Source organism: Bradyrhizobium brasilense (assembly GCF_029714345.1).
GTDB lineage: Bacteria > Pseudomonadota > Alphaproteobacteria > Rhizobiales > Xanthobacteraceae > Bradyrhizobium > Bradyrhizobium australafricanum.
The window spans coordinates 6,842,800-6,857,117 of the sequence record NZ_CP121669.1; the positions used below are offsets into that span (position 1 = coordinate 6,842,800).

General features: G+C 58.0%; 9 protein-coding genes and 1 riboswitch. Of the genes, 6 read left to right on the top strand and 3 right to left on the bottom strand.

Features of this window, described 5'->3' with window-relative positions:
* Window positions 1-133 precede the first annotated feature (133 nt).
* Together QA635_RS31930 and hemN are read left to right on the top strand one after the other, a co-directional pair.
* On the top strand, window positions 134-760 hold the full coding sequence (locus QA635_RS31930; protein ID WP_283063608.1) for a hemerythrin domain-containing protein: 627 nt from the start codon (window positions 134-136) through the stop codon (window positions 758-760).
* A gap of 485 nt (window positions 761-1,245) precedes the next feature.
* Window positions 1,246-2,598, top strand: coding sequence for an oxygen-independent coproporphyrinogen III oxidase (hemN, locus tag QA635_RS31935; RefSeq protein ID WP_283063609.1), 1,353 nt, complete (start codon window positions 1,246-1,248; stop codon window positions 2,596-2,598).
* 716 nt (window positions 2,599-3,314) lie between these two features.
* Here the strand turns inward: hemN and metE are convergent.
* Both metE and QA635_RS31945 read right to left on the bottom strand, forming a co-directional pair.
* Window positions 3,315-5,660, bottom strand: a complete 2,346-nt coding sequence (metE, locus tag QA635_RS31940) for a 5-methyltetrahydropteroyltriglutamate--homocysteine S-methyltransferase (RefSeq protein ID WP_283063610.1) — start codon at window positions 5,658-5,660, stop codon at window positions 3,315-3,317.
* A gap of 101 nt (window positions 5,661-5,761) precedes the next feature.
* Window positions 5,762-5,964, bottom strand: a riboswitch (cobalamin riboswitch).
* 106 nt (window positions 5,965-6,070) lie between these two features.
* A complete protein-coding gene (locus QA635_RS31945; RefSeq protein WP_283063611.1) occupies window positions 6,071-6,409 on the bottom strand; it encodes a hypothetical protein in 339 nt (112 codons plus the stop codon).
* Between the two features lie 897 nt (window positions 6,410-7,306).
* Between QA635_RS31945 and QA635_RS31950 the strand changes: the two genes are divergently transcribed.
* Window positions 7,307-8,155, top strand: a complete 849-nt coding sequence (locus QA635_RS31950) for a nodulate formation efficiency C protein (RefSeq protein ID WP_283063612.1) — start codon at window positions 7,307-7,309, stop codon at window positions 8,153-8,155.
* 1,646 nt (window positions 8,156-9,801) lie between these two features.
* On the opposite strand, the gene QA635_RS31955 is transcribed toward QA635_RS31950, so the two are convergent.
* Window positions 9,802-10,623 (bottom strand): effector protein NopP, encoded by an 822-nt coding sequence (locus QA635_RS31955; RefSeq protein ID WP_283063613.1) that lies wholly within the window; start codon window positions 10,621-10,623, stop codon window positions 9,802-9,804.
* Window positions 10,624-10,807: 184 nt separating this feature from the next.
* Here QA635_RS31955 and QA635_RS31960 point away from each other — a divergent pair.
* The 3 genes from QA635_RS31960 (at window position 10,808) to QA635_RS31970 (ending at window position 13,659) form a co-directional block, all read left to right on the top strand.
* Window positions 10,808-11,750 (top strand): IS630 family transposase gene (locus tag QA635_RS31960; RefSeq protein ID WP_283063614.1). Its coding sequence is split into 2 segments (ribosomal slippage): window positions 10,808-11,688 and window positions 11,687-11,750, totalling 945 coding nucleotides; the frame shifts between segments, so codons are not numbered across the junction.
* A 431-nt stretch (window positions 11,751-12,181) separates the two neighbouring features.
* Window positions 12,182-12,901, top strand: a complete 720-nt coding sequence (locus tag QA635_RS31965; RefSeq protein WP_283063615.1) for a thermonuclease family protein — start codon at window positions 12,182-12,184, stop codon at window positions 12,899-12,901.
* A gap of 8 nt (window positions 12,902-12,909) precedes the next feature.
* Window positions 12,910-13,659, top strand: coding sequence for a carbonic anhydrase (locus tag QA635_RS31970; protein WP_283063616.1), 750 nt, complete (start codon window positions 12,910-12,912; stop codon window positions 13,657-13,659).
* Window positions 13,660-14,318: the final 659 nt, after the last annotated feature.

Here is a 14,318-nt window from a genome sequence, read left to right on the forward strand (position 1 = left end):
CTGTGAAATGCGTCCTTGCACCGAACAGCGCCGACGGATCGCAGCACGTGAAGGACACCCGAACATCGGCTTGGGCGATCGCGCACAGATGGCAGGATCGCTCGCTTACATTGTTCCTCCCTGGAGCACCGCAATGATCATCGATCTTTTGCTTCGAGAGCATCGCAATATTGACCTACTTCTGGTCGCCCTCCAACGTGAATTGGAGATTTTTGAGCATGGGGCCCGTCCTGACTATGAGGTCATTCGCGCGATTATCAGCTACTTCGAGGTTTACCCGGAGGTGTACCATCATCCTCAGGAAGACCTGGTTTTCTCCAAGCTTAGAACTCGCGATCCGGATGCGGCTGCAATCATCGGCGATCTCGCGCATGAACACCAGGAAGTCATCGACCGCCTGCACCATTTCGCTCAAGCTATCGATGCTATCCTCGCGGATCGTGAAATCCTTCGGCAAGACGTCGGCAACATCGTACGTGACTTTATATTGCGGGAGCGGCACCACATGATGTGGGAAGAGCGAGATTTCTTCCCCGCCGCCATCAAGGCTCTATCGGCTGAGGATTGGACGGAAATCGCTTCCGCCCGCACTGATCATGGGGATCTGCTGTTCAGCGAGACGGCGGAAGCGACTTCCGATGCACTAAGAGCGCATATTCTGCAATTGGAGCAAGAAGCTGAAGCCGAACGGAGTTCGGTGGCGTTTTCGTCCGCAGTGGCCGGCAAGCCGCCAGATGGCGCCAAAGCCGATGGACCGTAATTGATCACTGACTCTGCACGCCGGGCCGTGCAGGTCATGCTCATCTCGTTGAAATGAAGGTGACAATCCTTCTGGCGCGTACGCCGCGCGCGGCCAGCGCTACATCCGCGCCCGATGATCACTTGCAGCCCGTCCCTTCACAAACAGCACGGCCGGGGTCCGGCTGGTCCCGTAACGTGAACGTCGCGGGGCAATTGGCAATACCGCTCGACCAGCGCCCCAGTGATAGTACGTAATATGAGTGCCCCTTACGTCCACCGACCGACCGCGATCGATCGTTGCGGCACTGCTAGACCTGTTCTTGCCCGGAACAGGGCAGGACCTTCATCGCGATCCAAAGTGCGATGCGTACGTTGCAGGCATGCCCTACCAATCTTGGCTTTAGGGCCGCTATCGCCATCAACAATGCGGATATTTTGAGCCAGCGCAAGGCCTATCCGCCAAGTGTCCGGTAATCGGTTGGAGAGGGAAGAAAGGCACTCCGAATGCGACCGGACTTGGCACAAGCCTACGGGCAGCAACGGCTGCCGCGCTACACCAGCTATCCGACGGCCCCCCATTTCTCAGCTTCGATTTGCGAATCCGACTATCAAACGTGGCTCAAGTCGTTGGGCGCGCAGCAATCCGCATCGATCTACGTGCACGTGCCGTTTTGTCGACGCATGTGCTGGTATTGTGGCTGCCACACTTCTGTCACGAAGCGCCAGGAGCCGATCTCGTTCTATGCAGCGGGACTGCGGACCGAAGCTTACCTCGTTGCAGAAACCCTTGGCCGACGGCAACCGATCTCTCATATCCACTTCGGGGGCGGCACCCCGACGATCATGACACCTGAAACGTTCGCTGATCTGGTCGGTTCGTTGCGCCATTCATTCGCGGTCCTGCCTGATGCCGAGATCGCCGTAGAGATCGATCCACGCATGTTGAGCGAGCCGATGGCCGACGCTCTGGGCTATTGCGGGGTCAACCGGGCGAGCCTTGGTGTCCAGAGCTTCGATCCAGTTGTTCAGCAGGGCATCAACCGTCTGCAGAGCTTCGGACAGACCGCGACCTCGGTCGATCGGTTGCGCCGTGCCGGCGTCGAACGTATCAATTTCGACCTGCTCTATGGCCTGCCCCGGCAGACGGTCGCTTCGTGCCTGGATACCGTCGCCAGATGCCTCGAGCTTCATCCGGACCGGTTTTCGGCCTTTGGCTACGCGCATATTCCTTCCTTCAAGAAGCATCAACGTCTGATCGATGCGTCCACCCTGCCCGACAGCGTCGCGCGCCACGTCCAATCCGAAACGATCACGGAAGCTTTGGTTGATGCGGGATATGTCCGCGTCGGAATCGATCACTTCGCCCTACCGGACGACAATCTCGCCCTGGCGAGCCAGGAAGGCAGGTTGAGGCGCAATTTCCAGGGCTATACTGACGATAGCGCGGACACCTTGATTGGTCTGGGCGCCAGCGCCATCGGCCGTATGCAACAGGGCTTTGTCGCGAACGCCCTCCCGACAAAGGACTACCTCGCTCGCATCAGCGAGGATCGGCTCGCCATCGCAAAGGGCTATTTACTGACTGACGACGATCGCTTCCACGCCGAGATTATCGAACGAATCATGTGCGATTTGACAGTCGATCTTTCCGAGACATCCCGCCGTTACGGCCGGGATCCAAGCTTGGCCGTCGTTGATCGTTCTCGCCTCGACGGCCTTATCGCCGATGGCGTCGTGGTGATGGATGATGGCCGGCTTTCGATAGCCGGTGGCGCAGAGTTCCTGGCCCGGAGCGTCGCATCGATCTTCGACGCTCACCTTACTCGGAGCGGGGCTACACATAGTCTGGCGGTCTAAACCAGACTAAGCCGAACCGAGCCGTTTCAGATCCGAGCTCGACATCACCAAACTGGTTTATGCTCTGGATCGCGAGCAGTCGCGGCGATCAGGAGCACGCTGATCGGCATCCCATTTGCGGACCCCTCTGCGTCGAGCCGCACAAGATTCCCAACAGAGGTTGGAACAAAAACCTGACTAGACCAATGACTAGCCAGAGCCAGATCAATAGCAAGCCGCAGATTGCATTGGTCACCACGATAAGATCCTTGCTGTACGCGTTATCGTATGGTCCCGTTGATCGAGCCCATCGTTTCCGGCAGAAAAGCGTACCAATGTGCGCTTGGTGCCCGTCCGTGATCGGCCGGCACGACCGCCCCACATTGCTCAGCCCTGCAACGTTGCGAAAGTACTCATCAGCGACAAACCCTGGTGTAGATTTCTAATCCCAGGCTATAGGGGCCGCATACCAGGGCATGATTGAGCTACGCTGAGCTTGCGCCTTAACTGGGGTCAGATTTCGGCGGATGTCCCCGCCGTAATCGAACCATCGGCGCCCTCCTTCCGCCGATGGAAGTCAGCACGTTGCCTAGCAGCGTCGCTCCTCCCGGACACACTTCCGCCCGGCCGCTAAAGGCGGCCGGGCCTTTTTCCCGATCACCAACGCTTTTCACGATTATCGAGCCCGCAAATCGTTGGCACGCGATCGGCCTTCTCGACGAAAGACTAGGCCCAGATCAACGGTCGGCTGGAGTGAATGCAGCGCGTAGTTCGCGGGCGGCGGAGACCATGTTCACCAGCGCCGGGCGAACCTCCTCCCATTTGCGCGTCTTCAGGCCGCAATCCGGATTGACCCAGAGTTGCGAATCCTGCAGCCGCTTTCGAGCCAAAGCGACAAGCTCTTTCATCTCGCTCGACTCGGGCACGCGCGGAGAATGGATATCGTACACACCCGGCCCGATTTGATTTGGATATTTGTAGTTCCGGAACGCGTCGAGCAGCTCCATTTTCGACCGCGAAGTCTCGATCGAGATGACATCCGCGTCCATTGCAGCAATCGCATCGATGATGTCGTTGAATTCCGAGTAGCACATGTGGGTATGGATCTGGGTTTGATCGGCGACGCCCGATGAGCAGATGCGGAAGCAATCCCCGGCCCACTCGAGATAAGCCGTCCACTCCGATCGGCGCGGCGGCAATCCTTCGCGCAGCGCAGCCTCGTCGATCTGGATCATGGCCGCACCAGCATTTTCGAGATCGCCGACTTCGTCTCGGATCGCGAGCGCAATTTGACGACAGACCTCGGCTCGGGGAATATCATCGCGAACAAACGACCAGTTCAAGATCGTGACTGGTCCGGTCAACATCGCCTTCATCGGCTTCTTAGTTAGGGATTGCGCGTACCGCCACCAACCCACGGTGATCGGCTTCGGCCGTGAGACATCGCCAAACAAGATTGGCGGCCGGACACAGCGCGAGCCATAGGATTGTACCCAGCCGTTTTTGGTAAATGCGAAGCCTGCGAGTTGTTCGCCGAAGTACTGCACCATGTCATTGCGCTCGAACTCGCCGTGCACGAGCACGTCCAGGCCGATGTCCTCCTGCCAACGTACGGCACGCGCAGTCTCCTCCTTGAGGAACTCGTCGTATTGCCCGTCGTTCATCGCGCCTCGCGCGTGTGCTGCCCGGGCATTACGGACCTCTGCAGTCTGCGGAAACGATCCGATCGTCGTGGTAGGAAACGCCGGTAGTTTGAAGCGCTTGCGCTGGATCTCGGCACGACTGGCAAATGGACTGGCGCGCCGGCGCGTGGTCTGGTTGATCGCTCTCATCCGGACGGCGACATCGGCATCTCGGATCTTTGGCGAAGTCCCACGCTCGGTGGTGATGCGCTCCGATTCCGCAAGAGCGCCGGCAACATTCTGATCTCCTGCAAGAGCCCGCGCCAAGGTCGCAAGCTCACGAATCTTCTGAACCGAGAATGCAAGCCAACTCTTGACGTCTGAAGCGAGCTCCGTCTCGAGTTCAACATTGACCGGCACGTGAAGCAACGAACAAGATGGAGCGATTTGTATGCGATCCTTGCCGAGCTTCGTGATAGCGGGATCGAGCCGCTGGCGCAGTGCCGACAAATTCGTTCGCCACACATTGCGGCCGTCTATCACGCCGAGCGACACGACGAGATCACTTCGCTTGGCGGAAATGATCCGGTCCAATAACGCTGGCGCCCGAACCAGATCGACGTGCAGTCCGGCGACAGGTAGGCGCAAGGCGGTGGGAAGATTGTCGCCGAGGCCGCCGAAATAGCTGGCGACCATGATCTTGATGGCCGGCCCTTCCCTGGCGAGCCGGTCATAGGCATGTAGCAAGGATTTTCTTGATTCCACATCCAGATCAAGAACCAGGCAGGGCTCGTCGAACTGAACCCAATTTGCCCCGCGTTTGGCCAATTCCTGCAGAACCTCGATATAGACCTGTATCAGGTCATCCAATAGTGACAGTGGCTGGAACGCAGGATCAGCACTCTTGCCTAGCTTTAGGAATGTGACCGGGCCGATCAGGACAGGGCGAGTCTGAAAGCCAAGGGCTTTGGCTTCCTCATACTCCTCGATAGGCTTGCGAGAGGACAGCCTGAAAGTCTGTCCGCGGTGAAATTCCGGGACCATGTAATGGTAGTTGGTGTCGAACCACTTGGTCATCTCCTGCGCGGGTGCGCCATCGCCGCGAGATCCATGGCCGCAACTCGCACCCCGGCTGTCGTATTGTGAACCGCGTGCCATGGCGAAATACGTCTTGAGGGAAACGGGCTCGGCTTTCGAGGCGTAGACTTCCGGGATGGCGCCGACCATGACACTGGTGTCGAGCACCTGATCGTACAGCGAGAAGTCGTTCGACGGAATGACGGTGACACCGAGGGACTTCTGGCGCGCCCAGTTCGCGGCACGTAGGCCGGCTGCATCCTCGAGCAACTGCCGTTCGCTAATTCTCCCGGCCCAATAGCTTTCGAGTGCGACTTTGAGCTCGCGCCTTGGACCGATGCGCGGCGTTCCGAGCGTGGCAACCGGAAGTGAGAGAAGAGACATACCGCTAACCCCGTGTTGGGGCAAAGGCCATGGCGGACGCAGGCAGGAGAAGTCGCCCGAGCGACGGCTGCTTGGCGCACCACCGGGACACCCCGCCCGTGGATGAACATATTGTCGGGGCAGGTCTCCTGGCTCGCGGGTCATTGCTGCTGTCCGGCCTTCCCGAAGCCGCGCGGGCTTCAGTGACTTTGTTGGACAGTGGCTCGCCGCTCACAGTTGCGGGGGCAGCGCCGGCATTGGCACCGGCTTCCCTCTTAGCTCCGGATCAAACGGAAACCGGAGAACCTCGACGACTTGGATTATCGGCAAGAGAACGCGGCCGTCAACCTCTCAAATTGGTACTGCGGCCTGTCTTACGCGAATGACGCTCCACGGCCGCGCTTGATCACGACGTGGACGCCACTCTCCAATCATAAGATATCGGAATGGCCATCTCGGAGGCGCGTGGCGTCGGGCGGCGTGTCAGATCCATGGAAGAGACGACGCGGCCTGCAGGTGAAGGTCACCGCGCCGAGCGGGACGCTTTCATGCGGCCCGGCTTTTGAACGATTCATCGAGCACGCTTCGATGCGCCCTTTCTTCTCCACCAATATCCATGGATCGGTGACGAATAGGCGCAAGAGGTATTCGCTAAATCCCGCAGCGTGCTCAGCGGACGTGTCGATGTGCGACCAGCCAATCCTGGTAGGCGTCACGCCGACGTTTTGGTGATACTGGCCAAAGCAAGCATATTGAATCACCACAACCAAAAGAGAGCCTCGCATGAAAATGGCTGTTTGGAGCGCCCTCGGCGTCTTTGCTGCTGCCGTCTTTACGGTCGGTCTGTTCGGCTGGATGGCAAGGCCTTTTATGAGCCGCCCCGTCAGACAGATGCTCTCGGAAGTGTTGAGTAGTTCAAGCCGAAGCTAGCAAGACCTGAGGCTTCTCTCTTGCCGGTCGACACGGCTGCGTGGAAGCGCAGCTCCTCTAATGTCGACTGCAATGACGAGCAGGTAGACGACGGCCCATAACGTTGCGCGACCGGAGAATCCCACGTCTCGTCCGCTTGGTTGATCCGTGAAGTTCCTTAACGTCGATTCCAGATCGCTCGCCACTGAAGGGCGGCTCCGCGTTGGTGTAGGCCGCAAAGTGCAAAGCACAACAGGCTGGGGCGCCCTCCATTCGTAGTAGCGGCAACGCCCCCGGATCACACGGATCGATGGCGGCATACCTGCTCCCAATTGTCGTCAAGACTCCGGCAGCGAGGCATTCGCCCGCTGTCGAAGATTCCTGCGTGACAAGAATCATTCACGGAGGTCGTGGCGAATAAGCTGAATGGTAACATTAGAACGTGCGCAGGTCGGTAAGTCGACAAAGACAGCACAAACCTGCCGCGAACTGCCGGTTATTGCCTGGCACGAACAATGCAAGTCCTCATCATGTTCAGGCTTCTCCTCCTGGGCAGGTCCAGCATTGCAAATTGAGGCTTTGGCTGACCACTGAAGTTAGCGGCGCGTGACATCGAGGGACGGCGCCTGCTCGCGCGGGACATCGGCAGGCGCCTGCGTCACGTTGCCGCTAACTTCTTGCGATCTGCGCATAGCACGCTGAGGAAGACGCGCCGCTTTGGATTGACGTGTGGATGATAACCAGATGAGCCGGACGCAATGAAGAAAAAACCTGGAAGGCGCGTGCTTTGGTTCTGTATCGCCCGGTCGCTGATCTGCCTGGCCGGGCTGGCGTTGACGAGCAACAATGTTCGCGCCAACGACCACGCGCTTGTCGAAAGGGTCAAGTCAACGTGGCGAGCGCAAGATGGTGAGACTATAGAACAAATCATTTCCAAGGTCTCGAAGGTGGCTCACTTTGTGCCTCGATCGTGGGGAGTCGCTGAAGGAATTGACCGAACAGAGTATGTTTATTTTTCATGGACCAGGCACCCGGACAATAGATCAGACGAACAGTACGCTATCACTTGGAAGATCGCGACTGACGGGACGATTAAACTTGCGTCGACATATGCAAAGCCGATTGAATTGGGCTGGCGCGCCTTGGCGCTCTCGTTGATCGCCAGTGAAGTCACAGATGGCGAAAGGGACGCAAATCTTCAGTTTCTGCATGATCCGGCCAACTTCAACTTCGTGACGACTGCGCAAGGCAAACTCGGCAACCTTCTGCGGCACGGCCGCTGCCATATCATTGAACCCGTCGCAGTGGATTACGTGTCGAAACCCAATGACAAACCGACCGAGAAGGGCGATCTGTGGCGCGTTCTGCTTTTGGTGAACTGTAAGATCCCAGGACCCCATTATTTTACCCACAACGGCGTCATCACTTTCGAGAAGGGCGAGGGACAAGATTGGGAGCCGCAATCTTTCTTCGCCAAGCGAATCGCGGCTTATCCTCCAGGCTCCTGGTTCGATCGGATAGAGCCAAGTGAACGGGAAGCAATAGAAAGGGCGCGAAAGGCCTCGGCCAATGGTCACACAAAGCAAGATCGCGGCGCAGCTCCTTGACGCTGAGCGCCCCGGAGTAGCAGCAAAGCACACGCGTTCGGAAGCGCTGACTTGTCCTGTAACGTTTTTGCGACAAACCGCGAGCCTCTCGCAGCTCGTCATAGGGCAGCACCGTTGCTCTCGGCCCATTCCGCGAAGCAAGCGATGCCATGACCAGGCGCCCACGTGCCAGCTTACGAGAGCCGGTTTAGCCCTCCCCGCTCACATGCAGCGAGCGGGCGCCAATCTGCGACGCGGCCAGCTCTAGATCCATTCTTCGGGGGAGTTGGCCTAGCGATGCTTGCGGCCCCTGCTCTGACCAGGCGTGCGCGCAGCGCATCGCTTCAACGGACAATGGCACCCGCAGGAGCGTGACGCCGAAGGCGGCACGCGGGAGCGAGTGCAGCGACGAGACCGGTTAATAGGGTACCCGGGAACGGGGCAGTGATAGCGACGCCGGCATACCTCATGGCGGCGGGCCCCTTTCCCGAGTACCCCCGGCGAGGAATTCTGCAGCCATGCTGCGTCCGATCGACCGCAGAATTGGGACGGAAGATCTAGATTTCCTCACGCGGCTCGTTTGCGCGTCGTAAATCCTGATCTGAAGCATGCTTCTTTCGCTCTTCCCCACCCGCCCGGGCGCCGTCTCTCGTTACAAATTCGGCTTTGAATCGGCCGTCCGCTTCAAGCCCGCAACAAGAGCTCAGCAGTTCACGGCTGCCCACTGCGCCTCTGGATCGCGATGCCCTTCCGAAGGTCGGACGCCTTCTCCGCGCCGACGGAGCGCTCGACGTTGTCAAATTCGCTAAAGCATGGATCGCTCTGCCTTTCGCCGGCGTACCCGATCGTCTGGCCACGAAGTTCGCGCAGCTGAGTCACTCGCTATCGTGCGGAGGCGCCGCCTGGTCCCTATGCATCAGGACTTTTGAAGACCGGGCTGACCGCGTAGATCGGACCGAACACGGCCTGCAGTCCTTAGGTGCCAGATCCCGATTTTGGCCCGACCGCAGAGCTCGTCGTTGCTGCATGAAACCGGACCTGCAATTTGGCGGCTCGTCTCTCTCGCGAGCCATTTTGCGACAAATATAATTGTAATATCAATTAGAGCGTGGAAACGCGCCCTTGCTAAGGTACCTAAGTATGGACACCTATATATCCGAGCAGGCGGGCCTGAACCGTCAACTGGCGGGATGGGCAGCGTTCTACAAGTTCACCGATTCACCACGTAGCTATTCCGGCGCATCGACCACGTCGTATTCTGGAAGATAGCGCATTGGAGGGCGCACAAATACCGATCTCGCATCAAACCTTTGATGCGGAAATGGGACCGCCCCGCGGAACCGGGCAAGTTGAAACCTGGCTCGTGTTTAGTCGGAATGAGCGCGGCGGGCCGCACGGAAATGCACTTCACCGGCTTGTCTCAAGTCCGAAGAAATTCCGGTGGCGCAATCCGGAGGCACCGAACACCCCTTCCCTTCCGTAAAACGATTGCGCTTGATGCTCTGGCCCTCGTCGTGTGGCCAGAGCGAACTTCAAGCTGGATTGAGCCCACGGGATGCGGCAAATGAGGCAGGCGCACCCCAGGCGCGGACTGCGGTTTACGACTATCGTTCGCGAGAATCAGGGAAGATAGACGAAGTGTGTCAACGTGTTCTCACCGGTTAAAGTCACATAAAGTCATCCTCGTACGCGTATCCGGAGCTTGCTACATGGGTATTACGGCGCTCGCCGTCGTCTACTTTAGCGAGATATCGTTCAGGTTTGTTGGCGCGCTGCCATTCACCTGCGCTATTCGTTGTCCATTTGTCAGGATGCTGAGTAGGATCAAGTACCATATTGCAATCGTCGACCTCTACGAAACCTAACTTCGCCGCGCGAGCTTTCGATTCTTCGTTAAGTGGATACCATTTGAGCAACGGTTGCTCGCCCTCTCGCGCATCTCGCCGAAGCTGATACTCGAGCAGAATATCGCCTGCGTTCTCCACCAAGGGATGGGCAAGCTGAAGATCGACGACGGAGGTGATGTGTTCTCGCCCGGGAAACAGTTCTCGCCACCTGTCGTCGTGGAATTCGTTCATGCTGTATCCGCCTTCCGTCCGCAGCAGTGCGACAGTTTTGTTTCCAAGATTATAGCTGTAGTATCGCGCTTCCTCCGAATCTCTGGTCGAGCCGTAGTCCTCCGCAGCCTCTCTGACGTTCTTGGCTCGTGTCGATACGAAACGCGAGTACTCCCGCGGATTCTCGGCGATGCGCATTATTTCATGATCATTTTGGAAGATCTTTGCTTCTCTGCGAAACGTATCCTTGTCGATCGGCTCTATCGGAGGTTTGGTCACGAGGGAATACGTTGGCGCTGCAGAAGAGGAGGTCGGCTCCGCTGCGGACAGGTGCATGTTAGCGAACCTGCCCTCGAAATCTCTTTCATCCGCGTGCTCGTCGTGGGACGCCCACGTAACTGCTTCATAATACTCACCAATTCGACCGTACATGAGGATCCGTACTCCTAAGGCAAGAGGGTTTCTTATTGATTTGAGGCGCATTGGGCCGCGCCAAAGTAGCCAGGCGAAACTGACGGTAAGCTGACTAGGAGCTTGTTGTTTTCTGGATTCGGGATTCCCCTCGGGTGGGGATTTCCGATTTCGACCTCCATGCTGGAGGCGGAGGCCAGCATGGATGACGCGCCCCCATTCGGAAGACATCCGCGAACGAGCCATGGCGCGGGCTGACGCGGGCGAGACGGTTCGTTCGATTGCGGAGGCGCTACAGATCAGCCCGTCCCTGCGTGACGAATTGGAAAAATCTGAGACGGGATATCGGGGGCCTGGCCCCGGTCAGATCGGCGGTCATAAGAAGCGGGTTCTGTCGGATACCAACGCCGACTGCGCGAACGCATTCGCTCGGGGCCATTTACCTTGCGCAAGCTGGGAGCTGACTGCACGGGGGATCAAAACAGGCGTGCGGGCGGTGTGGACTGTTGTTCACGCCGAGGAGCTCAGCTTCAAAAAAACGCTCCTGCCAGCCGAGCAGGATCGCCCAGACGTCGCCCGTAAGCGGACCTGCTGGAAAGCGCACCAAGGCAGGATCGATGTCGCGCGGCTGGTTTTCATCGACAAGACGTGGATCAAGACCAGTATGGCGCCGCTACGCGGCTGGAGGCCTTGTGGGCAGCGCCTCCAAGGATCTGCACGTTTCGGCCATTGGAAGACCATGACCTTCATCGCGGCGCTGCGTCACGATCAGATCAGCGCGCCTTGGATGATTGATGGCCCCATCAATGGTGAGCTCTTCACGTTGTACGTCGAGAAAGTGTTGGCCCCTACCCTCGCACCTGGCGAGATCGTTGTTCTCGACAATCTTGACAGCCACAAAGGAAAAGCGGCTTGCCAAGCTATCGGCGCCAGAGGCGCCCACCGCATCTTCCTGCCGCCCTATAGCCCTGACCTCGATCCGATCGAGCAGGTCTTCACCAAACTCAAACACCTCATGCGAGCTGCGCCTCGTGATGTCGAGGCCGCCTGGCGAAAGGTTGGTAAACTCCTCAATCTCTTCCGAGGAAGAGTGCACCAACTACCTCAAAACTTCGGGCTACGCTCTGTGTAAAGACAGCATGCTCTAACGGTCGCACCCGATGTCTGGCACATCGACGAATCTACATCGAAAGATCGTGCGCCGTACGATGGCGCTCGCGAACGCGTTGCAAGCCATGTTCATTTACTTTGATTGCTTTCTCTTTCCGGGAGCACTCGGTTGCTTTTTTATGCACCGAGTTCGACGCTGTGCCCGATGATCTTAAGCACGGTGCGGTGTGCGCCAACTGAGAGAGACGATCGAGGCCGGAAGCCCATCGCAACTCACACAAGAAATCGCTTGAATCTCACGTTACGTCAGGCCGTAGGTTGGCAATCACAATCGAGCTTCCACCAACCAAACATCGAATGATGCAGCACAGGCCAAGTAACCGACATGGTGCGATCAAGCAGTCGAATGCGGCGACGCCGGATTGCACGTGTTTCTGAGCGCATGGACCAAGAGCGAAAGGCTGTCGGGATGAAACGTCGCGCGATGATAACCGCATTGCTCGCCATCATCACGTCTCCGGCTTGCGCAGCGAAACTCAGCGGCCCTCCGCGCATCGTCGATGGCAATACCATTGAGATCGAGCAAACCAAAATTCGGCTTTCGGGTATCGAGGCGCCAGAGACGGATCAGATCTGCCTCGACGCCCACGGCCAGAAATGGGCTTGCGGCATAACTGCTCGCGATGAGCTTATCAGGCATTCGAATGGACGAACGTGGGATTGTCATACCACAGGGGTGGATAAGTACGGCCGGTCACTCGGCAGCTGCTTCATCGCGGGCGAGGACGTGAACGCATGGATGATAAGCTCGGGCTGGGCACTATCATCCGATCCTCACACCTACATTATCTATGAGGTTGTAGCGAGCAATGCCTATGCGGGCCTATGGTCGGGGGCGTTCATTGCTCCTTGGGACTGGCGTCGCCGCAACAAGGGGACGATCGTTGTCGGCGCGAGCTCGATACCGATCGACGCTCAGGAACTCCTGCTCGGATCCGCCTTGCTATCCGACCCGCCCTCACCCGAATGTGTGATAAAGGGCACGCTGGGCCGCGGGGGCGAGCGCACTTATCACATGCCCGGGCAACTCGGTTACGGACAAATCGATATGACGAAGAAGCTGGGTGATCGATGGTTCTGCAGCGAAGCGGAGGCTGAAGCCAATGGATGGCGTAAAGCGGCGCGATGAGGCGACACATGCACGCAGACCGTTCCCCTAATATGTCTTGCTCGCCGATGATCAAGCCGTCGCGCCGGTCGCTATTGCTGTCGCTGTTCGCGTTTTCGGCGGTTGGCATGCGGCTCGGCGACAACATCGTTAATGCGAAGGAAGCAAAACAGCTGCCCAAGCCGGGCAATCTGCTCTCGCCGGATGCTGCGCTCAGGCGGCTGATCGAAGGTAATGACCGATTTGTCCAGGGCGCATCACGAGGCGACGATTTCAAGCGCGAGCGTCAGGTTTTAGTCGATGGACAAAATCCATATGCGGCGGTTCTGAGCTGCGCCGATTCTCGCGTAGCGCCTGAACTTGCTTTTGACAGCGGACTTGGTGACCTGTTTGTCTGCCGCCTCGCCGGCAATTTTGCCAACGATGTCACGATCGCGAGCATGGAATACGCAGTCGCCGTGCTAAATACACCGTTGATTTTAGTACTCGGTCACGATCATTGTGGCGCGATAGACGCCACGATCAAGTCGCTCAACGACGACAAGCCGGCGCCGGGGCATATTCCATCCCTCGTCACTGCGCTTGCGCCTGCCGTTCGGAAATCGCGCCAGCAAACCGGTGATGCGTTCGCCAATGCCACCCGGCAAAACGTAATCGATAACGTCGAGAAACTTAAATCGGCGGGCCCGGTTCTGAACGCGGCAGTTGAGCAGAACAGACTAAAGGTCGTCGGGGGTCTGTACCGGCTCGACACCGGCAGGGTCGATCTACTGAACTGACCTGCACTTTCGCAGTCGTTTGAACCGCCCAGCACGGCTTCGGTTGAGTTCCGCAAAACTCACCCGTCCATCGGTAAATGCACCGGATGTGATCCGCTGCACAATTGACATACAGCTTCGGGACAGGACACCACTTTGTATGCGCGGGCTCTTTATCCTCCTCTTACTTTACGTACTTGTGTTGGCAACGCGCGGCCAGCACCCACACAATTCCTGCCGCGACCGAACAGGGTCCATGCCTTCCGTCAATGCACTGGTCAACACAGTTGGCTGAAGCCGCAGAAATGTGCTGCGATGGATGTCGGGATCGAATCGAGGCTCGGCGACACCGGACAAATTTCATATCCTCGCCGGATCATCCGTTTTGGAACCGATAGAGATCGTTCCGTTAAGCCCCCCGACTCAGATCGGGCTGAAGATCACATACAGCAGAATTAGGATCACGACGGCGGTCCAGCCTGCTGATGTGAGGAACACTGTTGCTCGCGACGGCATCTAACGGTCTCTCCTGCATCAGCCAACGAAGCGACCGCCAATCTCGGAAACGCAGAATCGCTGAAACTGTAAGACCATACTTTGGATCCGCAATAAACCAGCAATTTTCGCGCGCGCGACAGTTGCGATCACGGGCTGGAACGCAGAACACTCTTCTGCGCGTC